Consider the following 22,300-nt stretch of genomic DNA (forward strand, 5'->3'; position numbering starts at 1 on the left):
TTACTGCGGCAACACTTCCAGCGTGGCCGCGTACGACAGACGACGCACCTTGGCCTGCTTGATGCTCGACTTGTCGTCCTGCGTGCTCGCACTCACCCAATACATGCCCGCATGCGGCCAGGTGATGCTGAACTTGCCGTCCTTGTCGGTGGTGACGTCGAGCTCGTCCTGCGCGTCGCGATAGCGGGTTTCACCGGCAATCGCCATCACCTTGAGGTTCGACGCCGGCTTGCCGTCCAGCAGCAGCTGGAACGTGGCCGCCTCGCCCGAGGCGAGATCGGTGACTCGCGTCACCGGCACCAGCTCAAGCCCCTTGCCGGCGGGCTTGAGCGCGCCGTCGCTGGGCTTGCCGTTGGTGACGAACGTCTCCACGCGATTGATCGACTCGGACACTTCAACGTTCTTCGCGTTCGACGGGATGGTCTTCGCAAGGTCCGCCGCATCGCCGCGCCAGCGCTTCTTCTGGCCATCCACTTCGTAGCTGGCGAACAAGCCGCCGTTCACGGCCGCGATCTTGTAAGTGCCCAGCTGAGTCAGGTGCACGTCGAACACACTGCGGTACTGGCCGGTAAGCGCGTTCTCCGGCTTGGCCGTCTGGCCGTCAGGCGTGGTGATGGCCACGCGATCCAATGCCACCGGCATGTGATCGGGATAGAACAGATCGTTGGAAACGGCGGCGTCCACCGTCACCCACGGATCGGCGCCGGACACGTTGGTGGCCGAGGGCACCATCCACATTTTGTGCGCTTGCGCGGTGAACGGAAGCGCCAAGGCGAGGGCCAGCGCGCCCCACTTCAGGGAAAGTTTGATCATGTCGTCGTTCTCCTTCGATTACGGGGCTAGGTCGACCTTGACGGAACCCAGCTCGCTGCTACCTTGCGCGGCCAACTGCTGCGACGCCGTCGCCGGCCACGTGAACGGCACACGCACGACCTCGCGGCCGCCTACTTCGCGCGCGGCTTCCACTACCAGCTCGTACTTGCCCGGAGCCAACTGGCCCAGCGGCGCCTTGCCTTCATGGAAACTCAGCTTCTGGTCGCCGGACGGACGCGTCGCGCCGGACACGCCATCCACCGGCATCTGCAGTTCGCGGCCACCACGTCGCCACCACTGGCGCAGCTCGGGCAGCCACTTGGTACCGGCGCCCTCTTTCGACTCCTTCTGCGCGTACCACACAGCCAACTGCGCGGCGACGGTGTGATCCTCACGCTCCACCCAGACGGCGGTATAGGGGCGGTGATACTCCGCGACGTTGAGCTGCGGAATCTGCACGGTGACGTTGAGATCGGCGGCGACAGCCGGTGCCGCCAGCAAGATGGCGGGAAGGGTCAGAGAAAGACGGCGCATGATTTCCTCGGTTGGGTGCGAGAAGAAAAAGTGAGAGCGTGAGCGATGCAAAACCGCGCACAGCAGGCCAGGAAAATCCCGTTGCGCGTCCGTTCGCCCTTCATGTCAGTGGATGAAGATCAACGCGAGTAGCAGGGGCAACACCAGCCCGAACGCCACCAACGGCCAGGTGGCGCCGCGCTGCGCCGCATGCATTTTCAGCAGCAGCAGGCCGGTGACCGAGAAGATCACGCAGGCCAGCGCGAAGACGTCGATGAACCAGCCCCATGCAGGGCCCGCGTGGCGTCCCTTGTGCAGGTCGTTGAGATACGCGATGACGCCGCGCGAACTGCGCTCGGTTTCCACCTTGCCGGTTTCGCGGTCGATGCTTATCCAGGCGTCGCCACCGGGGCGCGGCATGGAGATATAGATTTCGTCGGACGACCAGTCGCCCGTGCGACCGGCGACGTCCACGTCCAGCGCGCCGGCGATCCAATCCGCCACGGCAGCGGGCAGTGCCGCGCCCTTGCGCTCGTCATCGCCGCCAACGGCCTTGAGCAGCGGTGATGGCAGTTGCGCACTGCGGTGCACGGTCGTCGTCTGCGCCTCGATCTGGCCCGCATGGTTGAGCGTGAAACCGGTGACGGCGAACAACAGCATGCCGACCAGACACAGCGCGGAGCTGATCCAGTGCCATTGATGGAGCTGCTTGAGCCAGAACGCGCGGCTCGGCGCCGCACCGTTCTTCTGCAATTTGTTGTCGTGCGACCGCACCGCTGATTCCATGCCTGCCTTCAGAGCCTGTTGATGGTCGCGTAGAGCCTGTTCAATGTCTCCACGTGGCCCGCGCCGGGAGCTGTTTGCGCGCAGGACAAGTGAAGAACGAAGGAGTGTACGTCCGTACACGACTGAGTGATGACGCTGGCCTGCGGGCAAACAGACCCGGCCTGAAGGTCGTCCACCCCAAGCGCCTAGCGCGCGGTCCGCAGCTTGACCTGACCACCAGTCAGGCGCTGCGCTGCAGCCCGCGCGCTGGGCGCTTGGGGTGAACAACGCGGGCTACGTGGAGACATTGAACAGGCTCTTTGATCAGCCCAACATTGCATGACAAGCCATGCAACCGAGTCGCCTTGCCCGCTGTCTCATCACCCGCCAGAGCGTTAAGCTGCCCACCTGGGCGGCCTGTTCCTGGCACCGAGCCGGAATCTTGCCACAAATGAGAATCACTCGCAATTCAATGACCTTGCGCCGCGCACTCCCCACGCGCTGGCCCACCGCCCCTTCCGGACAATGACATGCGTATCCTGATTGCCGAGGACGATCCCTCCATTTCTGCTGGCGTCAGCGCCTCGCTGCGCCAGGGCGGTCACGCCGTGGACAGCGTGGCTGATGGCGCCAAGGCGGACGCCGCTCTACGCGACACGCCCTATGACCTGCTGATCCTCGACCTGGGCCTGCCCAACCTCGACGGTGCCGACGTGCTGCAGCGACTGCGCAAGCGCGGCACCGGACTCCCCGTGCTGGTGATCACCGCCCGCGAAGGCTTGCGCGAACGTGTGCGCGTGCTCGACCTCGGCGCCGACGACTATCTGGTGAAGCCCTTCGCGCTCGCGGAGTTCGAAGCACGCGTGCGCGCCCTGCTCCGCCGCTACACCTCGCAAGGTGCGCCCGAGCTCACCATCGGTCGGCTGCGCCTGGACCTTCCCGGTCACCGCGCATGGATCGACGACAAACCGCTGGAGCTCACCGCCCGCGAGTTCGGCCTGCTCGAAGCCCTCGCCGCACGCCCCGACCGCGTGACTAGTCGCGCGCAGTTGGTCGAAGCCTTATGCAGCTGGGACGAGGAACTCACCGACAACGGCCTGGACATCGCTATCTACCGACTGCGCCGCAAGCTGGCCGACTCCGGCACGCAGGTGCGCACCATTCGCGGCCTGGGCTACCTGCTGGAAGAAGCGAAGGAAGATAGGGAAACACAGGCATGAACAAGGCGACGCCGAAGCGGGACGATCCGTGGCTCTACCGCATGCTCGAGCCCGATGGCCGTCCCAGCCTGCGTCGCCGTTTGCTTTCCTCGCTACTGGTTCCGTTGATGCTGTTGCTTGCGGTGGAAAGCCTCATCACCTATGGCGGCGCGCTGATCTACTCCAACCACGTGCACGACCGCGACCTGGGCGACGACGCCATGACGCTCGCGCAGATGCTCAGCCAGGAAGACCTCGGCGGACAGATTTCACCGCAAGCCCGTTTCCTGCTCGAGTACGCGCCGGAAGGACACAACTATTTCAACGTCAGCAGTCAGAAGCACGGCCTGCTGGCTGGCTCCGCCGAACTGCAACCAGCACCATTGAGCGCGGCGAGTTCCGACGGCGAGCCTGCGCTCTACTCCACGTCGCTCTATACGCCCCGGCAGAAACTTCGCGAACTGCGCGCTGCCACGGTACGCATCCCCAACCTGCAGGACCCGAGTGACCAACTCACGGTCACCATGGCCGAGACGTTCCATGACCGTCATCAACGCGCGCGGGAAATCCTACTGCTCAGTATTCCGGCGCAAGCGCTGCTGATCGCCAGCGTGTTCTTCCTGGTGTTCTATGGCGTGCGCGTCGGCCTGCGCCAGATCGATCCGCTCACCGCGCGCCTCGCCGCGCGCGAGCACGACCTTGCGCCAATCGGCGATGCCGACGTGCCGGTGGAAATCCTCCCGCTCACACGCACCATCGACGGTCTGTTCGCCCGCCAGCGCGGCATGCTGGCCCTGCAGGAACGTTTCATTGCGGATGCGGCCCATCAGCTCAAGACGCCACTGGCGGGGCTGCGCGTGCATGTCGAGCGCGCGCAGATCGACCCCAGCAAGGAAACCGTCGCCGACGCCCTGCAACACATTCTTCGCCTCACCCAGCGGGCCAGCCGCACGTCCAGCCAGTTGCTCGCGCTCACGCGCGCGCAATCACCCGAACTGAGCGAAACCGCACCACTGGCACTCCTCGATCTCGCACAACTGATTCCTGAGCTGCTGGGCGTACGCGTGCACGATGCCATTGCCGCCAACGTCGACCTGGGCTACGAAGGGCCGGCTGGCCCGGTATGGATCGACGGCGACCGCCTGTCACTGCAAGAGATGCTGGACAACCTCATCGACAACAGCCTGCGATACGCCGGTCGCAACAGCATCCTCACTGTCGGCGTGTCGGTGCTCTCTGAAGGCCCCTGCATCAGCGTGGAAGACAACGGACCGGGCGTGCCCCCGGCCTTTCTCGAACGACTGGGCGAACGTTTCTTCCGCGTGCCGGGCATGACGGAAGAAGGTACGGGACTCGGCTTGGCCATCGTGCAGCGCATTGCCGAACGCCATCGTGCCCTGGTCCGCTTCCTCAACGGCAGCCCGGGCGGCTTGCGCGTGGAAGTGGTGTTCCCGCCAGCGCGCACGTCGCGCACGCCGAGTTAGGACAACACGCGCGCGGCTCCATTGACCTCACGCGCGCTACCTTTAACGCCGAACACCCACAGGCTCGCCCCCGCCAGCAGCCACACGCTGAGACCACCGTAGAGCATGACCCACTGGAAGCCCTGGGCGAGCGCGCCATGCACGACGTGCGGAGCCAGTGCCACCGGCTGCCCACCCGCCATGGCCACGGCCACCGAATGACGCACTTCTGCATCGCCGGACATCACCCGCGACAAAGCCGCGCTAGTGCCGGCGACCAGAATCAACCCCATCAACGCGATGTTGATCGCCAGCGAAATCATTCGCGCACTCATATCGATACCTGAGGCCATGCCGGCGCGCTCCGAGGGTACGGAGCCGGTGGTCGTATTGGTGACCGTGGTGTTGGTTAGCCCCAGGCCAATACCCGCGACGACGCAGCCGGGTAGCATGCTCAACCAGCTCGGCTGGGTTACACCGCTGCCCCACTTCATCAGAAAGAAGCCCGCTCCGATGGTGAACAACCCGCCGGGAATCACCCAACCCGCGCGGTAGCGATGCGCCAACCGCTCCGCCACGGGCGGCACCACCAGCGTGGGCAAGGTGTAAGCGAGCAGTGCGCTTCCCGCAACGACGTCGCCATAGCCGAGCACATCGTGGAAATAGACCGGCAGATAGATCATGAAAGGCCAGAAGCTGGCATTCATGCCCGCCGACCCGAGCAACGCACCCGAGAACGGACGGATGCGAAACACCGAGAAGTCGACCATCGGCCGCGCCGCCCATCGCTCGATCACCACGAAGGCGACCAAGCACAACAGGCTCAACGCAGCAATGACGATGGCCTGCGTACTCGCAAAGCCCATGTCGCCACCTTGGGTAATGACATAGGCCACACCGAACACCGCTAGCGACAAGGTCACGATGCCGCCGATATCCAGACGCTGCGCATGCGGGTCGCGCGACTCCACGGCACCACGCCATGCCAGCGCCAAAGTAACCAGCGCCAGCGGCCCATGCACCAGGAACACCCACTGCCAGCTCGCCAGCGCCGCGATGGCGCCACCGATGATGGGACCAAAGCCCAGCCCGATACCGAAGATCACGCCCCACGACGCAAACGCCTTCACGCGCTCAGCTGGTTCAGAAAACTGATGCGAGAGCACCGCCACCTGGCAGATCAACATGGCACCGCCGCTAGCGCCTTGCAGAAAGCGCCCGGCGATTATCACTGGCATGTTCCAAGCCAAGCCACACAGCAACGACGTGACGCCGAACAACGCGATGCATACAAGGAACAGCCGCTTGCGCCCATAGCGGTCGGCCACCGTACCCGTACCCATCAGCACGCTGGTGCAGGCGATGGTGTACGCGTTCATGACCCACTGCATATCGCGAAAATCGCCGTGTAGCACACGCGCCAGCGTGGGCAGGATGGCTGGCACGCTGGAGATCTCCAGCCCGAACATCAACGAGGACAGGCATACCGCGGCCAACGCCATGCGGTTGCGGGAGACGGAAGAAGACATGGATGTGCTCCGTGCGGGAGCAGCTACTATATCGACGCCAAACAGGCACCATTGACTCCAATTCATCCCACCAATGCTTCCATGAAAGAACCAATCAATCGACGTGCAGATGATCGGCTGGATGGTGTCGCCACCTTTGTGCAGGTGGTGGAAGCCGGCAGTTTTGCCGTGGCCGCGGAACGCCTGAGCCTCACCCGCTCCGCTGTGGGCAAGATCATCGCCAGGCTGGAGGCGCGGCTGGGCGTGCGACTGCTCCAGCGCACCACGCGCGCACAAAACCTCACCGAGGATGGTCAGGCCTATTACGAACGCTGCGTGCGCGCCTTGGCCGAACTGGATGCCGCCGAGGCTGCGCTGGACGACGGGCGACAGCAACCGCAGGGCCGCTTGCGCGTAAGCCTGCCCATTGCGTTTGGCCATCTATGCGTGGCGCCGGTGTTGATGGAGCTGGCGCGCCGACATCCATCGCTGAGCATCGACATGTCCTTCAGCGACCGCAAGGTAGACCTGATCGAGGAAGGCTTCGATCTTGCCTTGCGCATTGGCGAATTGCGCGACAGCAGCAGTCTGGCCGCACGCAAGCTGGGACTGCAATACGTGAGCATCGGCGCCTCGCCCGACTACATCGCCCGGCATGGCTTGCCTTCGCGGCTGGAAGAAATCGAGGCGCACGCTGCCATCGGCTACTCGCGCGCTGGTGTCGTCTCGCCCTGGCATCTGCGCGATGACGCCGGCCAAACGACGCCTTTGCGCATCCAGCCGCAGCTAAGCACCGATGATGTACAGATGATCGCGGCGGCAGCCATTGCCGGCTTCGGTCTGGCGCGCCTGCCGTCATGGCTGTTGACGCGCTACGTCAAAAGCGGCGAGCTGGTGACCGTCAGGGGACGTTGCAGCCTCGCACCGCAGGAAATCCACGCCGTATGGCCCACCACGCGCTACATGCCGTCCAAGACACGCTGCGCTATCGATGCGCTGGTGGCGGCGATCCCCGCCATGCTCGACGACTGAAAAAAATACGGCGACGCATAGGCGCCGCCGTTGTCACACTTCCCCTGCATGGGAACAGCTTGAGACAAACCTTCATCGGACGCCGTGGGTTTCCCCCCACGGCGCCGCATGGACTTACATTTCCTTCTTGGCCTTGGTCAGCAACTGGTCGAGCAGCGCGATGGCCAGGTCGATCTCTTCGTGCGTGATGTCGAGCGACGGCGCGAAGGTGATCACGTTCTTGTACCAGCCGCCCACGTCGAGCACGAGGCCGATCTTCTTGCCGTTGTGCTCCAGGTCGCCAGCGAGGCCGATGTCCACCATCTTGTCCAGCAGCGCCTTGTTCGGCGTGAAGCCGTCCTCGGTGCAGATTTCGGCGCGCAGCGCGAGGCCCAGGCCGTCGACGTCGCCGATTTCCTTGTGACGCTTCTGCAGGTCGCGCAGGCCTTCGAGGAAGTGCGCGCCCTTCTTCGGCACGCTGGTCTCGTAGTCCAGCTCGTAACCCATTTTGATCACTTCCAGACCCAGCGCGGTACCCAGCGGGTTGGAATTGAAGGTGGAATGGGTGGAACCCGGCGGGAAGATGGTCGGGTTGATCAACTCTTCGCGTGCCCACAGACCCGACAGCGGATTGAGGCCATTGGTCAGCGCCTTGCCGAACACGACCACATCCGGCGTCACGCCGAAGTGCTCGATCGACCACAGCTTGCCCGTGCGCCAGAAACCCATCTGGATTTCATCGACCACCATCAGGATGCCGTACTGGTCCAGCACCTTCTTCAGATCCTTGAAGAAGTTCATCGGCGGAATGACGTAACCGCCAGTGCCCTGGATCGGCTCGACATAGAAGGCCGCGTATTCAGCCTGGTTGACCTTGGGATCCCACACGCCGTTGTATTCGGTTTCGAACAGACGCGCGAACTGGCGTACGCAGGCGTCCGAGTACTCTTCCGGCGTCATGCCCTTCGGGCGGCGGAACGGATAAGGGAACGGCACGAACATCGCGCGCTCGCCAAAATGGCCGAAGCGACGACGGTAGCGGTAGCTGGAGGTGATGGACGAGGCGCCCAGCGTACGGCCGTGGTAACCGCCCTCGAAGGCGAACATCAGGCTCTTGCCGCCGGTGTAGTTACGCACCAGCTTCAGCGAATCTTCCACCGCCTGCGCGCCGCCGACGTTGAAGTGCACGCGGCCCTTCAGGCCGAACTTCTGCTGGGCGTCGACCGCGATGGTCTTGGCCAGCTCGATGCGGGTCTGGTGCAGGTACTGACTGGCAACCTGCGGCAGCACGTCGATCTGGTTCTTCAGCGTGTCGTTCAGGCGCTTATTGCCGTAACCGAAGTTGACCGCCGAGTACCACATCTGCAGGTCGAGGAAGCGCGTGCCGGCGGTGTCGATCATCCAGCTGCCTTCGCCATGGCGGAAGATCTTCGGCGGGTCGACGTAGTGCACGGTGTCGCCAAACGAGCTCCACTCAGCCTCGTCAGCCAGCAGCTGCGCGTCGGGAATCACGACGCCAGCGGCGTTCTTGTCGTAAGCGGTCATAGGGAAAATCCGAAAACGTTTGAAAGGGGGCGATCAGGAGGGGGATCTGATCAGGAAACCATGGCGAGCGCGGGCGAGGCCGGCGCGTGTTCGGCAAGCAGGCTCCCGTCAAGCAGGCGCGGCAGCAGCTCCAGCGCATCCTCGAAACCGGTGATCGGCATATATGGGATGCCAGCGGCACGGCAATGTTCGATCAGGCGATGCTTGGCGAAGACGAAATCGACGCGGTCGGCAGCACAGAAATCGGAAGCGCCATCGCCGATCAACAGCGTCTTGGTGCCACCCTTGCTAGCCTGCGCAGCGACGGCGCACTTACAAGTACCGCTACGGCAACCCTCGGCCTGGAACGGCGAGGTGAGCTGCCACTTCTGCGGCGGCGTAGCGGGCGCAAGATGGTTGGCTGCCAACGGCAGATCGTCCAGGCCATAACGGCCGAGGATCTTGCGGATGGCATAATCCAAACCGTCGCTGACCACGTGCATCGGCGTGCCGGTGGCGCGGGCCATCTTCACGAAATCCGGGAAATGGTGATCAATCCACAGGGAGGACAAGTGCTTGTCCAGCTCTTCCTGAGTCATGTCCAACAGGCCAACCTGGCCGGTCATGCATTCACGCGAGCCGATGCGACCGGCGCGCCAGTCCTGCTCAAGCGTTTCCCAGCCGGGGCGGCCGAAACGGTCGAGCAGCGAGTCGATCACGTCCTCAACGGAGATGGTGCCGTCAAAGTCGCAGAGGATGGTCCAACCAGTCACTAGGTGCAGCTCCACTCTTGCAGGATGGTGACACAATAGGTTTCACCCCCTTTCGGCCTCCTTTCTTTCCGAAAGAAGCTGCGTAAACGTCTTCCTTTGATACCTGCCTTCAGGCATTCCTATAAGCCAGTTGTAGGCAAGGTCCGGTATCCTTTGCCATCCCCCCATTTCAACGTAGTCCGAAACCCCAGGAATTTCGTGTTTCAGCGTCGAAACAACCCGGATCTACCGAACATGGAAGCTGCGCCTCGCCGGGATCGCCCTCTGTTCACCAGCAGCTTGCTGGCGTTCAGTCTCGTGGTACTGGCGGGCTGCTCTGCCCGCCCTTGCCCGAGCTCAAACCGCCGCTCCCTGATGCCTGGCGCAACGCGCCGGCTGGCGTCGCGCCACCCTCCGCCGACCTGCGCGGCTGGTGGCAAGCGCTGGGCGACCCTGCCCTGGACGATCTGGTCAATCGAGCCCTGCAGAACAACCTCGACGTGGCTCAGGCCGCTGAGCGGCTGCGTGCGGCGCGCACGGCCAACCACCACTCCCGCGATGGCTACCTGCCCTCGCTGCACGGTCGCACCAACGACGTCATCGACCCGGACACCACAGCTTCCTATTTCGTGGCCGGTTTCGACGCGCTGTGGGAATTGCCGCTGTTCGGCGCATGGCAAAGCAGCAAGCGCGCATCGCAAGGGCAGGAAAACAGTGCGAAGGCCGCCCTGCGCGGCGTCCGTGTGTCCCTGGTGGCCGAAGTCAGCCGGCGCTGGATCGAGCTGCGTTCGGCCCAGGAACAGGCACGCCTGCTCACGGGCATCCGCGACGCGCAGAAGGAAAAGCTTCGTCTTGTGCAGGTACGCGAACAACTGAAGCTGGCGCCACCGACCGACGTGGCCAAGGCCCAGGCCGACCTGGCCCGAGCCGAGGCCGCCCTGACCGAGCCCCAGCAGGCGATCAACGCCAGCGCACAGCAACTGGCCTTGCTGCTTGGGCAGCCCGAACCTGATCCGGCGTGGCTCACTCCCGGCCCGCAGCCGCGCCTGGGCGAATGGCAGCTCACCGCTGCGCCCGCCGACATGCTGCGCGCCCGGCCGGAAATCGCCAGCGCCGAAGCCGACGTGTTGCGCGCCGCGGGCGAACTTGGCATGAGCCGCGCGGATATCTGGCCGCATATCGGCCTCGGTGCATCGCTGCAATGGTCGGCCAACATCCTGTCCAACTATCGCGTGCATACGGGCGAGGCCATCTCCTCTTTTGGCCCGATCATCGACGTGCCGCTGTTCGATTGGGGACAGCGCGTCGCCGCCGCACACGTCAAGGACCACCAGCTCAAGGCCGCCGTGTATGCCTACCGACAAGCGGTGCTGCAAGGTGTCGCCGAAGCGGAAACAGCCATGGGCGACCTGGAGCAGTTGCGTACGCGCGAAGACGCCTCGCAGCGGGTTACCCAGGCACTGGATGGCAGCATGGCTGCCCTGCACAAGCGCGCAGAGCTCAATCTCGGCAGCGGCATCGATGTGCAGGATGGTCTGATCGACAACCAGCGCGCGCAGCTCGAACTGGTCACCGCCATTGCCGCACGCGATCTGGCCTACGTCTCGCTGTACAAGGCCCTGGGCGGCGCGCCCATGCCCAAGCCACCGATGCCCGCCAAGGCGCCGGGTACCGGGAGCACGGACTGATGGTCGCGCTTGCACGCAAGACCCTCGTCTACGAGTGGCGTCGTTTTCTCCCCGCTGTCGTGGCGGTGGGCTTTGCCGGCCTGTTGCAGTTGCTACAGGTCGCCCTGGTGCTCGGCATCTTCGGCAGTGCCGCCGTGTATATCACCGGCTCGTCGGCCGACCTGTGGGCGGGCTATCCCGGCACGCAGAGCGTCAACCTCGGACGATCCATCGACGCGGGCGTGGAAATGCGTTTGCGCATGGACCCGGCCGTGACCGCCGTCGAACCGTTCCATTGGGTGGATGCCGACTGGCGCGGCCCAAGCGACACCGGTGGCGTATCGGTATTCGTCTCCGGCATCAACGCGCGACCGGATGGCATGTTGTTCGCGCATGCCCTGCCTCCCAAGCTACGCGTGCGCCTCAACGAACCCGACGCGGTGATCGTCGATCGCGCTGACCTGGAAAACCTGGGCGTCAAAGTCGGCGACAGTGCTGTCATCAACGGTCACCACGTACGCGTGGTGGGCGTAAGCAACGGCCTGCGTGCGCTCGGTGGCGTCAATGTGGTGGCCTCCCTCGCGACGGCAGCGTCACTGGACACCGACCCGTCCAACAGCAACCGCATGACCTACTTCGTGGCAAAGCTACGCGATCCGGCAGAAGCCAAGGAAATCGCCGCGCGATTGCGCGGCAACCGGGCGTTCGGCAACTACGACGTATGGACCGCCAGGGATTTCGCCCGCCGCTCACAGATGTACTGGATATTCGACACCGGCGCCGGTGCTGGTGTGCTGTTCCTGGCCGGCATCGTGTTCCTGGTCGGCGTGGTGATCACCAGCCAGACCCTGGTCGCTGCGGTCATCGGTTCGATTCGTGAATACGCCACGCTCAATGCGCTCGGCGTAGGCGTGGGCGCACTGCGCAAAGTGGTGATGGAACAGGCGTTCTGGGTGGGCGCCCTGGGGCTGCTCGGCAGCGCCGTGCTCGGCGTCCTCGCCATGGCGCTTGCGCGCAGCCGCAACGTGCCGGTGGCGCTGGGTCCATGGGTAACCGTGGCCTGCCTGTCGCTATGCATGGGCCTTGCGATCGTGTCGGGACTGGCGGCCATGCGCAGTCTGCGCCGCGCCGACCCGGCCACGTTGTTGAGGTAACCGATGAGTCAGGCATCTCCCCTTCCTCAATCCAAGCCGTCGATATCGCTGCAGGCGCGCAACGTCAACAAGTCGTTCACGTCGGGCGACATCCGCAGCACGGTGCTACACGACCTCACGCTGGACGTGCGGGCCGGCGAACTCACGCTGATTTCCGGCCCATCCGGCTGTGGCAAGAGCACGCTGTTGGCGATCCTGAGCGGCTTGCAGCGGCCGGACGGTGGCCAGGTCATGGCGCTTGACCAGGATCTCGAACAGCTCGACAGCCGCGCGCTGGAGCGCTTCCGCCTGCTGCACACCGGCTTCGTCTTCCAGGGCTTCAACCTCTTTCCCGCGCTCAATGCGTTGGAACAGGTAGAACTTCCCCTGAGCTATCTGGGCCTGTCCCGCGGTGAAGCACGCCGCCGCGCCATGGCCTCGCTGGAAGAAGTCGGCATGGGGCCGCGTATGGGACTTCGACCGTCCGAGCTCTCCGGCGGCGAAAAGCAGCGCGTCGCCATCGCGCGCGCGTTGGCCAAAGAGCCGGACCTGCTATTTGCCGACGAACCGACCAGCGCGCTCGACGCCGCCAACGGCCAGATCGTCATCGACATTCTCCACCGCATCGCCCGCGCGCACGGCACCACGGTACTGTGCGTCAGCCACGACCCGCGACTGGTGGGACACGCCGACCGCGTGCTCGCCATGGAGGATGGCCGTATCCTTAGCGACCGTGTGCCCACCCCGACGCCCATGCCGGCGTCTGGCCACGAGGAACCTTCTGCATGACCCTGCGTTTGCTTCATTCCATCCTTGCGGTCGCCCTTGTTGCGCCGGCCCTCGTCGGCTGCTCGCATGGCGACAACGGCAAGTCGGACACACAGGCCGCACCCGCCGCTTCCTATGTAGCGGTTGCGCGTGGTCGCATCGATATCGAGGGCGGCCTGCTCAAACTGAGCATGCCGCGCGAAGGTGTCGTGGCCGACATCAAGGTCCGCGAGGGTGACCATGTTCATAAGGGCCAGGTGCTGGCCGTGCTGGATACGCGACCCGCACAGTTGGCCGTAAGCGCTGCCGAAGCGGAGCAGAAGCAGGCCCAGGCGCAGGGCAATGTGCTTGAGGCGCGTCTGAAGGCGGCGCAACAGCGTGCCAGTCGCCTGCAAGCCGCCGCAGCGGCAGGCGCAGGCGACGGCCAGAGCGCCGACGATGCAAGGGACAGCGCCACGCAATTGCAGGGCGAACTCGACAACGCACACGCCGCCCAAGCGATGGCTCAACAGAAGCTCGAAGCCGCGCGCTACGAGCTGTCGCAACGCAGCCTGATCGCACCCATCGATGCACAGATCGTCGAACGCGACATCCAGCCGGGCGCGACGGCCTCGCCGCAGGGTGGCGTCGCCTTCGTGTTGCTGCCGGAAGGCGCGCGTATCGTCCGCGCCGAGCTCAATGAATCCTTTGTCAGCGCCGTGCACGACGGCATGCAGGCACAGGTGGTGGACGACAGCGGTAGCGGCGTTCCGCCACTGCGCGCGCACGTGCAGCGCATCGGCGCCGTGTTCGGCCCCAGCGCGCTGGAAGAAGATCCGTTGATCCGCGCCAATACCCGCACCGTCGAGTGCGTACTGGCGTTCGACGAGCCGCCGCCGCCTTCGCTACGTATCGGTCAGCGCGTGATCGTGCAGTTCGGTGACAACGCTGCAGCCGCGCCGGCAAAGCCCCGTTCCTGAGTCGTGCCCGCATGAGCCGTCGCTGTTTTCTGCCCGCATCGCTGATACGCGTTGCTGCACTGATGCTGACGTTGACGGCTTCGGCGAGCGCTCTGGCGGACGACGTAACCGAGGGCCCCACCGATATGTTCGGCGCAGGCATGCAACGCATGCCTGCATGGGTGGGCTCCAAGGACCACCGCAACCAGGCCATTCCCTATATCCAGGCCGAACTTCCCTGGCACATCACCCTGTCCACGCTCGACGGCCTGACGGTCGACCTGATTCACGGTGATCAATGGCGCGGCGGCCTGTACGGCAACTACATGTGGGGCCGTGATCGCCAAGAACTCGGGCCAAAACTCGGTGGCGTCGTCGATTCACTCAGCCCTCGCATCAACGGCGGTGGCTATCTGGAATACCAGGCCACGGCGCAACTCAACCTGGGCACCGAGCTCAGCCATGACACGCAGGGTGCGGGCGCCTATCTCAACCTGTATGCCGACTACGACCTGCCCGCGATCGGCTATCTCAATCACAGCCTTCAGTTGCAATGGCAGGCCATGAACGGCCCAGCGATGCGCCGCTTTTTCGGCGTCACGCCGGATCAGGCGACCAAACTCGACATCGACCCGTGGTCTCCTGGCGCCGGCGGTCAGCAGGTCGCCCTCGAGTACGACGCCTACATGCCGACCAGCCTGCACACAGGCTTCGCTTTCGCGGTCAACTACACGCGCCTGCTCGGCGATACCGCCAACAGCTCGCTAGTGCGCAGCTACGGCTCACGCAACCAGCTCACGACGACGCTGGCGTTCGTCTATCGGCTTTGAGGTCCTTGGTTATTTCGCAGGTAACGACTGCGAGAATTCGATCGCCGCATCGAGCAGCCGGCGACGCATGACATCGTCGCCATAGACCGACGGTGCAATCCGCACCCAGCCTTCCATGCGTCGGCTACCGGACATCATTGGCTCGATGCCCTCCACCTTCAGCGCCCAACCGTCCCTGCCCTTGCCCAGTCTTGCCAGCATGCCGTCGTGGCGCGCGCCACAAAGCAGATTGCCGCGCATGAGCCACGCCCAACCGCCGAACATCGCCTTCGCGGTGACGTCGTGCACTTCCGCAAGATCATCGTTGACGAGTTCTTCCAATCCCCGGTCGCGAGCCACAGCGCCTCTCCGTGAATGACCTAGCGGTCGTCGCGCGTCCAGATCTGTCCATCCACCTCATGCACGGGAAAACTCGCGATAGGCTCATAGGCTGGCGGGCAGGTCACCGCACCTGTGCGCACGTCGAAGCGCGCGCCATGGCGTGGACATTCGACGTCGAAACCGTGCACCTCGCCACCGGCGAGTTCGCCGCCGTCATGGCTGCACACGTCCTCGATGGCGTAGAGGTCACCATCGATGTTGTAGACGGCGATGGCGGTGTCACCATCCCACACAACTTTGAATTCACCGGGCAGCATTTCGCTGCGCGTACCGACGAAGATCCAATCCGCCAGGTTCACGCCGTCACCTCGTCCAGCGGCTTGCTCAACCATACGAAGCGCAGGTCGTCACGCCGTGGAATGCCAAAACGCGGCTGCCCGTAGGGGAACGGACGCGTCTCGCCGGTAAGCCGGTAGCCGCGGCGCTCGTACCAGGCAATCAGTTCCTCGCGCTGCTCGATCACCGACATGCGCATCGACGTGGCATGCCACGTCTCCCTGGCGAGGCGCTCGGCCTCCGCCAGCACGGCACGGCCAAGGCCCGCACGCTGCAACAGAGGGTTGACGGCAAACATGCCGAAATAACCGGACGTGTCCTGCCGCTCGATATGGCAACAGGCCACCAGCTCGCCGCCCTGTTCCGCCAGCAGCACCAGGCTACCGTCAGAGCCGATCAGCTCGGCGACGTTCTCGACATCGGTGCGCTGCCCATCAAGCAGGTGGGATTCGGTGGTCCAGCCGCGCTGGCCGGATTCGCCGCGATAGGCGGACTCGACCAAGGAGACGACCGCCGCGACATCGTGGCCGATTGCCACGCGAAAGCTGAGAACGGAAGGGTTGTGCATCAGCCGATGATAACGGGAGCCTTGGCCCCGCGGCATCACCGGAAGACGGCAGGCGTTGCACCTGCCGTCCGGGCCCTAGCTCAGCGCGGGCTCACCACCAGCACACCAAACCCTTCCACTGCCTTGCCCTTGGCGGCAGCGGTGGCCGCGGCGAGGTAAACGGTATGTGTCTGCGGATCGAGCACCAGCGTCCGCGCGCTCGGCTGCGTCGGCAGGTTGCCCACCAGGTGATAGTGGTCCGCATCGTCCTGCACGACGACGCTGAGCTGGCCCTCTTCACCCGGGCTGAGTACCACCTTGCGCTGTGCATCGAACACCACGGCATCCGGATCCTTGCTGATCGCCACCTTGGCCACCTGATGACCGTCGTTGGCATCCGTCACGATCATCCAGCCGTTGGCACACACCGAGAACAGCCGGTGATTGGCCTTGTCCAACGCGAGGCCGGTCGGACCATCGCACGGCGCCAGCGGCCACACGTTCAACACTTTCCTGTTGGCAAGGTCCACCCGCACGAGCTGGCTCTTGTCCTCGAGATTGAGGAACAGCTGTCCCGTGCCATCGCTCACCGCGAATTCCGGCCGCCCCGGCACCGCGATGGTCGTCAGCTCTTTGGCAGTCTGCACATCGATCACGCTGATGTTGCTGCTGTGCCCATTCATGGTCAGCAAATGGCCCGAGGCATCGTCGAACACGATGGCGTCCGGGTCCTTGCCGCTGATGGCGATGTGGCCGGTGACCTTGAGCGCATCCGTATCCACCACCGTCACGTTGTCGCCGTGTCCGTTGCTCACGAAAGCCTGATGCTTCGCGGGAAGCAGCGCTACGCCGTGCGCGTGCTGCATGCCCGGAACCTCACCCTGCAACTTGCCCGTTGTGGCGTCGACCACCATCACCCTATCGTCGCGGGCAATGAACAGGCGATGCGAGGCCGCATCGAGACTGAGATAGTCCCAGCCACCCGGACCACCCAGCGTGTAGTGCTGGGTCACTGCATACGGCATGTCGGGAGCGGCAGCCATGGAGGGCGCGGCCAGCGCGGCAGCCAGCCACAGCGCGTGCGGCATCCAACGGAGAGAAGACTTGTTCATGCGATTTTCCTGAGCGGTCATAAGGGATCAGAGCTTGAAACGGACGCCGGCCATGTAGGTCTGGCCATAGAACTCACGCTGGATCGGGCGATCGGCCGCCGGACCTTCGGTGAACTTCAGGCGGGTGTTGGTGAGATTCTTGGCGTTGAAGAACACCGACCACTGGTCGTCGAAGGCATACGTCGCCCCCAGGTCCAGCGAGAAGCGCGGCTGCGACCAGACGTCGGTGGCCGACGAACTGCCGACACCGAAGATGTCCTTGCTCACGTAGTACGCGCCGATGTTCGCGCTGAAGCCGCCCAGGTCGTAGAACAGCATGAAGTTGCCGGTATTTCGCGACGTCGACGGCAGCTGCGAGTGCTCGCCGGGACGGATCTCGCCACTGGAATCCACATAGGTGTAGTTCGCACCCACACCAAAGCCGGCCAGCCATCCAGGCAACGTAGAGAACTTCTGCTGATAGTTCAGCTCGATGCCGCGGGCGTGCGCGCTGTTGATGTTGGCGAAGGTGTACACCTTGGCCGCACCGGTAAAGCCGGCGAACAACCCGTTGTTCGGGAACGTCACGCCCTGCTCTTCTTTGTTGATGATGTAGTTGCTCAACTCCTTGTCGAACACGCCCGCCGACGCGATGCCGCCGTTGTCGAGGTAGTACTCCAGCGACAGGTCAAAGTTGTCGCTGGTGGTGGGCTTCAGGTTGGGATTGCCCTGCGTGACGCTGTCCGACGAAGGATCGATCAGCGTCGAGGTGGTGAGCTGGTTGAAGCCCGGACGGGCAATGGTCTTGGAGTAGACCGCGCGGCCGATCAGCGACTCCGCGAACTCATAGCGGAGCTGCACCGTCGGGAAGAAATTGTTGTAACTGTGGCCCACCGAAATCGGCGTCGCGCCAGCAAACGCACCCGTGCTCGGATCGAGCAGCACTTCGTTGCCGCCATAGGCCCCCACGGTGCGCTCCCAGCGCACGCCAGCGAGAATGTCCAGCTTTTCGACTGGCTTGAACTGATACTGGCCGTACACGGCGTAGACACTTTCCTTGCCATTGGACGCGCCCTGCGCCTCGGCCTGCTGGTCGGCTAGCGGATTCGCCTCGGGGAACAAACCCTGGTTGTTCACGTAGAGGTCGCGCAAGCCCGCCGCATACAGGTTAGGGCCGTTCTGATAGTGCCCGTCGTAGAACGTCACTGGCTTGCCGCCGATGAACTGCGTCATCGCTAGTGCCGGGGGCACGGCGTTGAAACTCGTGATCTCGCTGTGGCGATCCTTCTTGCGCGCGCTTACGCCGAACTTGACGTTCTCGTCGCCGCCCTCGAACCAGCTGGTGGGGATGGTGACGTTGAACGCGCCGGTGTATTCCTGCGTGTGGTCGTGCTCGGTGCTGTTCTGGAAATCGGACAGCGTATAGGCCGACGGATCCAGCGGGTTGCCATTGAGCGGATTGAAACGAGGGTAACGCGGATCGCTGATGTTGTCGTAAGCCACCGTATAGGTATTGGGGTTGGCGAACGTACTGTTGTAGTCGTGCGGCTTGTTGTACGTGCCGTAGGTTGCGGCCAGCAGGTAATCGATATTGAAGTCGTGGAAATGGTTCTCGCCGCCGATGGAGGCCACGCGCGTGGCGATGGTTTCGCGCTCATCGCGCAGCGTCTTGTCGTAGGTGACGTTGGGGTCGATGAAGCCATTGGGGTTGGACGGATCGACCGTCACCGAACCCGTGCCGCCACCGAACATGTTGTAGGTCAGGCGCTGGCGGTTCACCGACTCGGTATAGCCTGCCTTGAAGTAGCGCACGTACCATCGATTGTCATCGTCAGGCTGGTAGTTCAGTTCGCCGCCGTAGCCGATGCGGCGCCGGTGGTACTGGTAACGCCGCTGCTCGAAGTCGTTCATCACCTTGTCGGGCGTACCATTGGCCTGGTCGTCCGCGTACGAGCCTTCGATGTCGTCGACGCCGCGCTTGTCTTCGTAGTACGCCAGGGTGCCGATGAAGCTGAAGGCATTGCCGGGCCCGAAGCGGCTGCCGCCGGACACCTGATAGTCCTTGATCGGCGTGTCGCGCAGGCTCTCGAGACCGGTGCCAAGCTCCAGCTCAAGGAACTGGTCCTTGCCCGGCGGTACCTGCTTGGGCGTGATCTCGATCGTGCCGCCCAGGGCTTCGGCATCCTGGTCCGGCGTGTTGGTCTTGGTCACGGTGATGGCGCCGATCAGACCTGTAGGGATCGAGTCGAAGGCCACCGCGCGACCACCACCCATCGGTGATGCTGGGTTGGTCGGCGGCAGACGCACGCCGTCGAAGGTGGCACCGTTGAGGTCGGCGTCCAAGCCGCGGATATTGATGAAGCGCCCCTCGCCCGTGTCGCTTTCCAGCGAAATACCGGGAATACGGCGCACAGCCTCGGCTGCATTCACGTCGGGCAGCTTGCGGATCTCGGTGGCGGGCTGCACGTTCACCAGGTTGGGCGCCTCCTGCTGGATGCTGCGCGCCATGTCCAGCGGCGTGGTCTGTGCCGTCACCTTCAACGCCTGCAGTGTCTTCGCAGCGCTACCCAGTTCCACATCCTGCTCAATCGTCTGACCGGCGTGCAGCATCACCTGCCGTTGCACGGGCGACTGCCCGTCGGCGCTGACCACCAGGTTGTAGTTGCCGGGCTCGACACCTTCCAGCTCGTACGTGCCGTCTTTCCCGGTCACCACGCTGCGGTTCAGTTCGCTCAGCGCCACCTGTGCGCCGGCCACCGGATGATGGTCGTTTTCAATGATGCCTTTGAGGGAGGCGAAGCCAGCCGCGTGAGCCATGCTCGCACCGGTCAATGCAGCGACGCCCACAAGAATGCTGCCTGCACGTTTTGCTGCCATGAGTGAACCCTTGGATGAATGAATGCCCGGACGGTCTTGCGCCACGCTGTCGAGCGACAAGCGCGCTGTCATCCAACAGACACTAAGGAACTGCTATGACTAGCAAGATGCAGGGGCCTTACCTATCGGTAAGGAACCGCGTGACGTGGTTCGCGTTCGCAGCCACATGCACAGGCAAGCCATTGGAACGATGCCCATGAGAATCCTTATCGTGGAAGATGACCGCGAGACCGCCGCGCACATCGCCGCCGGCCTCCACGCCAGCGCCACGCACATCGACAGCGCGCATGACGGTTATGCGGGCCTCACCATGGCTGCGCGCGAACGCTATGACGTGATCATTGTCGACCGCATGCTGCCCCGCCTCGACGGCGTATCGATGGTGCGAGAGTTGCGCCATGCCGGCCGTGAAACGCCGGTGCTCATGGTCTCCGCACTGGGGGAAGTGAACGATCGCGTCGAAGGCCTCAACGCCGGTGCCGACGACTACCTGACCAAGCCTTTCGCCATGATCGAACTGCGTGCCCGCTTCGCCGCGCTGTCGCGCAGGCCGCATATGACGGACCATGCGACGCTACTACGTGCCGCCGATCTCGAACTTGACCGCATCACGCGCGAGGTACGGCGTGCGGGCCAGCCACTCGAATTGCAGCCCAGGGAATTTCGCCTGCTGGAATACCTGATGATGCACCAGGGCCGCGTGGTGACACGCAGCATGCTGCTCGAACATGTATGGGAGTTCCACTTCGATCCGCAGACCAGTGTGATCGAGACGCACATCAGCCGCTTGCGCAACAAGATCGATCGCGACTTCGAGCGGGAGTTGCTGCATACCGTGCGCGGCGCCGGGTATTGCCTGCGTGTCGAGGATTAACCCCTTACGTACCGCCGCGTTCCGCATGACGCTGATCCAGGCATCGTTGTTCGCGGTATTGGTGGCCGCCCTGCTCGGGATCGCATGGTGGAGCGTCAGCGACTATGCCGAGGCTCAGCTGCGCGCCAACGTCAAGACCGACATGGCCAGCCTGCTTCAGGCGGCGGCAGATCGCACGCTGGACATGCAGATCCGCCAGCGCGTGGCTGTCATGCCGGTGGGACCGGACTATTACCTGCTCGCCGATGCCGCTGGCAACCGCATCGCCGGCAATCTGCGTTACCACCCGAGCGTTGCCGGCTGGCAGACGGTACCTCTCCAGGGCGCCTTGGGCAAAGACAACAGCGACGCCGACGAAGTACATCTCTACGCAACGCGCCTGCCCGATGGCCGCTGGCTGGTTGCCGGTAGCGACAACCGCAGCGTGGTGGAGCTGAGCGAGTTGCTGAGTCGCCGCTTCCTGGAGATCGGCATTTCCGCGTTGCTGCTCGTGCTCCTGACCGGCGGCATCAGCGGCTGGCTCTACATGCGCCGCATCGATGCACTGGGCGAGCTTGCCGAGCGCGCACTGGAGGGCGAAGCGGATTTCGTCATCGCACGCTCCGGCAAGAATGACGAATTCGACCGGCTGGCCAATCGCTTCCATCGCATGCTCACCCGCATGCACGTGCTGATGGACGGGATGCGCCAGGTGTCCAACGACATCGCCCACGACCTGCGCACGCCGCTGATGCGCATGCGCCAGCGCCTGGAGTCCGGCAGTAACCCTCACGCCAACGAAATGGGGCTGCGCGACAGCCTGCAACGCGCGCTTACCGAGGTGGACGATCTGCTGGCCACCTTCCGCGCGTTGTTGCGCATCGCCAGCGTGGAGTCCCGCCAACGCCGCTCGGGGTTCGACGAACTCGACCTGTCCGCACTGTTCGACGCACTGGCGGAAACCTACCGGCCCGTCGCCGAAGACCTCGGCCAGCAACTGTCGGCGAATATCGAAGCGGGGCGACGCCTGCGCGGCGACCAGGCGCTGCTGACCCAGATGCTGGCCAATCTGATCGAGAACGCGCTGCACCACACCCCGGCGGGTTCACGCATCCATCTGGACCTGCAGAGCAGCGCTGATCGCCTCATCGGCCGCGTCACCGACTCGGGCTCCGGCATTCCCGTCGCGGACCGCGAACGCGTGCTGCGGCGCTTCGTGCGCCTGGACAGCAGTCGCAGTACCCCAGGCAGTGGCCTGGGCCTGGCGCTGGTCAGTGCCGTCGCTGACCTGCATGGAATACAGCTTTCGCTGCGCGATGCGGATCCAGGGCTGACGGTGGAGCTGGACTTCCCTCTCGCCGCCTGAGCAGCGCGGGCCAATTGCAGCGCCA

The 22,300-nt window shown here is 64.1% G+C and carries 21 protein-coding genes; 10 read left to right on the forward strand and 11 right to left on the reverse strand.

The window, feature by feature from the left end:
- From DYST_RS08845 to DYST_RS08855, 3 genes are all read right to left on the reverse strand, one after another.
- Window positions 1–813, reverse strand: coding sequence for a DUF4198 domain-containing protein (locus DYST_RS08845; protein ID WP_239951375.1), 813 nt, complete (start codon window positions 811–813; stop codon window positions 1–3).
- A gap of 18 nt (window positions 814–831) precedes the next feature.
- Window positions 832–1,347, reverse strand: a complete 516-nt coding sequence (locus DYST_RS08850) for a DUF2271 domain-containing protein (RefSeq protein WP_239951377.1) — start codon at window positions 1,345–1,347, stop codon at window positions 832–834.
- Window positions 1,348–1,452: 105 nt separating this feature from the next.
- On the reverse strand, window positions 1,453–2,112 hold the full coding sequence (locus DYST_RS08855) for a PepSY-associated TM helix domain-containing protein (protein WP_239951379.1): 660 nt from the start codon (window positions 2,110–2,112) through the stop codon (window positions 1,453–1,455).
- A 509-nt stretch (window positions 2,113–2,621) separates the two neighbouring features.
- Here DYST_RS08855 and DYST_RS08860 point away from each other — a divergent pair.
- Together DYST_RS08860 and DYST_RS08865 are read left to right on the forward strand one after the other, a co-directional pair.
- Window positions 2,622–3,311: a response regulator gene (locus tag DYST_RS08860; protein ID WP_102302576.1), complete on the forward strand. Its 690-nt coding sequence runs from the start codon at window positions 2,622–2,624 to the stop codon at window positions 3,309–3,311.
- Between the two features lie 41 nt (window positions 3,312–3,352).
- On the forward strand, window positions 3,353–4,774 hold the full coding sequence (locus tag DYST_RS08865; protein WP_102302621.1) for a sensor histidine kinase: 1,422 nt from the start codon (window positions 3,353–3,355) through the stop codon (window positions 4,772–4,774).
- On the opposite strand, the gene DYST_RS08870 is transcribed toward DYST_RS08865, so the two are convergent.
- A complete protein-coding gene (locus tag DYST_RS08870; protein WP_239951380.1) occupies window positions 4,771–6,282 on the reverse strand; it encodes an MFS transporter in 1,512 nt (503 codons plus the stop codon). The two genes, DYST_RS08865 and DYST_RS08870, sit on opposite strands and share 4 nt — an antisense overlap.
- A gap of 81 nt (window positions 6,283–6,363) precedes the next feature.
- Here DYST_RS08870 and DYST_RS08875 point away from each other — a divergent pair, with 81 nt between their 5' ends.
- The gene (locus tag DYST_RS08875) at window positions 6,364–7,293 is read left to right on the forward strand and encodes a LysR family transcriptional regulator (RefSeq protein ID WP_239951382.1); all 930 of its coding nucleotides are present in this window, start codon (window positions 6,364–6,366) and stop codon (window positions 7,291–7,293) included.
- Between the two features lie 114 nt (window positions 7,294–7,407).
- Here DYST_RS08875 and DYST_RS08880 read toward each other — a convergent pair whose 3' ends face one another.
- Entirely contained in the window at window positions 7,408–8,817 is a 1,410-nt protein-coding gene (locus DYST_RS08880) for an aspartate aminotransferase family protein (protein WP_102302579.1), read from the reverse strand.
- A gap of 50 nt (window positions 8,818–8,867) precedes the next feature.
- A complete protein-coding gene (locus DYST_RS08885; protein WP_239951383.1) occupies window positions 8,868–9,569 on the reverse strand; it encodes an MtnX-like HAD-IB family phosphatase in 702 nt (233 codons plus the stop codon).
- A 326-nt stretch (window positions 9,570–9,895) separates the two neighbouring features.
- Here DYST_RS08885 and DYST_RS08890 point away from each other — a divergent pair, with 326 nt between their 5' ends.
- From DYST_RS08890 to DYST_RS08910, 5 genes are read left to right on the forward strand one after another with little or no spacing between them, the layout of a single operon-like run.
- Complete coding sequence (locus tag DYST_RS08890; protein ID WP_239951384.1) at window positions 9,896–11,236, forward strand: TolC family protein; 1,341 nt, start codon at window positions 9,896–9,898, stop codon at window positions 11,234–11,236.
- Window positions 11,236–12,369, forward strand: a complete 1,134-nt coding sequence (locus DYST_RS08895) for an ABC transporter permease (protein WP_239951385.1) — start codon at window positions 11,236–11,238, stop codon at window positions 12,367–12,369. The genes DYST_RS08890 and DYST_RS08895 overlap by 1 nt, the downstream gene beginning before the upstream one ends.
- Before the next feature lie 3 nt (window positions 12,370–12,372).
- Window positions 12,373–13,137, forward strand: a complete 765-nt coding sequence (locus tag DYST_RS08900) for an ABC transporter ATP-binding protein (RefSeq protein WP_239951386.1) — start codon at window positions 12,373–12,375, stop codon at window positions 13,135–13,137.
- A complete protein-coding gene (locus DYST_RS08905; protein ID WP_239951387.1) occupies window positions 13,134–14,075 on the forward strand; it encodes an efflux RND transporter periplasmic adaptor subunit in 942 nt (313 codons plus the stop codon). The genes DYST_RS08900 and DYST_RS08905 overlap by 4 nt, the downstream gene beginning before the upstream one ends.
- Window positions 14,076–14,086: 11 nt before the next feature.
- Window positions 14,087–14,884 carry a MipA/OmpV family protein gene (locus tag DYST_RS08910; RefSeq protein ID WP_239951388.1) on the forward strand — a complete coding sequence of 266 codons (798 nt, stop codon included), beginning with the start codon at window positions 14,087–14,089 and terminating at the stop codon, window positions 14,882–14,884.
- A 9-nt stretch (window positions 14,885–14,893) separates the two neighbouring features.
- Here the strand turns inward: DYST_RS08910 and DYST_RS08915 are convergent, their stop codons facing one another.
- The 5 genes from DYST_RS08915 to DYST_RS08935 form a co-directional block, all read right to left on the reverse strand.
- Complete coding sequence (locus DYST_RS08915) at window positions 14,894–15,223, reverse strand: TfoX/Sxy family protein (RefSeq protein WP_239951389.1); 330 nt, start codon at window positions 15,221–15,223, stop codon at window positions 14,894–14,896.
- Between the two features lie 20 nt (window positions 15,224–15,243).
- Window positions 15,244–15,558, reverse strand: coding sequence for a non-heme iron oxygenase ferredoxin subunit (locus DYST_RS08920; protein WP_102302623.1), 315 nt, complete (start codon window positions 15,556–15,558; stop codon window positions 15,244–15,246).
- Window positions 15,559–15,560: 2 nt separating this feature from the next.
- Window positions 15,561–16,109: a GNAT family N-acetyltransferase gene (locus DYST_RS08925; RefSeq protein WP_239951390.1), complete on the reverse strand. Its 549-nt coding sequence runs from the start codon at window positions 16,107–16,109 to the stop codon at window positions 15,561–15,563.
- 80 nt (window positions 16,110–16,189) lie between these two features.
- Window positions 16,190–17,200 carry a YncE family protein gene (locus DYST_RS08930; RefSeq protein ID WP_239951392.1) on the reverse strand — a complete coding sequence of 337 codons (1,011 nt, stop codon included), beginning with the start codon at window positions 17,198–17,200 and terminating at the stop codon, window positions 16,190–16,192.
- 27 nt (window positions 17,201–17,227) lie between these two features.
- Window positions 17,228–20,056, reverse strand: a complete 2,829-nt coding sequence (locus DYST_RS08935) for a TonB-dependent receptor (RefSeq protein WP_239951394.1) — start codon at window positions 20,054–20,056, stop codon at window positions 17,228–17,230.
- A 196-nt stretch (window positions 20,057–20,252) separates the two neighbouring features.
- On the opposite strand from DYST_RS08935, the gene DYST_RS08940 reads away from it, so the two are divergent.
- Window positions 20,253–20,930, forward strand: a complete 678-nt coding sequence (locus DYST_RS08940; protein ID WP_239951396.1) for a response regulator transcription factor — start codon at window positions 20,253–20,255, stop codon at window positions 20,928–20,930.
- Window positions 20,917–22,275, forward strand: a complete 1,359-nt coding sequence (locus tag DYST_RS08945; protein ID WP_239951398.1) for a sensor histidine kinase — start codon at window positions 20,917–20,919, stop codon at window positions 22,273–22,275. Before DYST_RS08940 ends, DYST_RS08945 begins: the two co-directional genes overlap by 14 nt.
- The last annotated feature ends 25 nt before the right edge of the window (window positions 22,276–22,300 follow it).

The sequence above is a fragment of the Dyella terrae genome, assembly GCF_022394535.1.
Taxonomy (GTDB): Bacteria; Pseudomonadota; Gammaproteobacteria; order Xanthomonadales; family Rhodanobacteraceae; genus Dyella.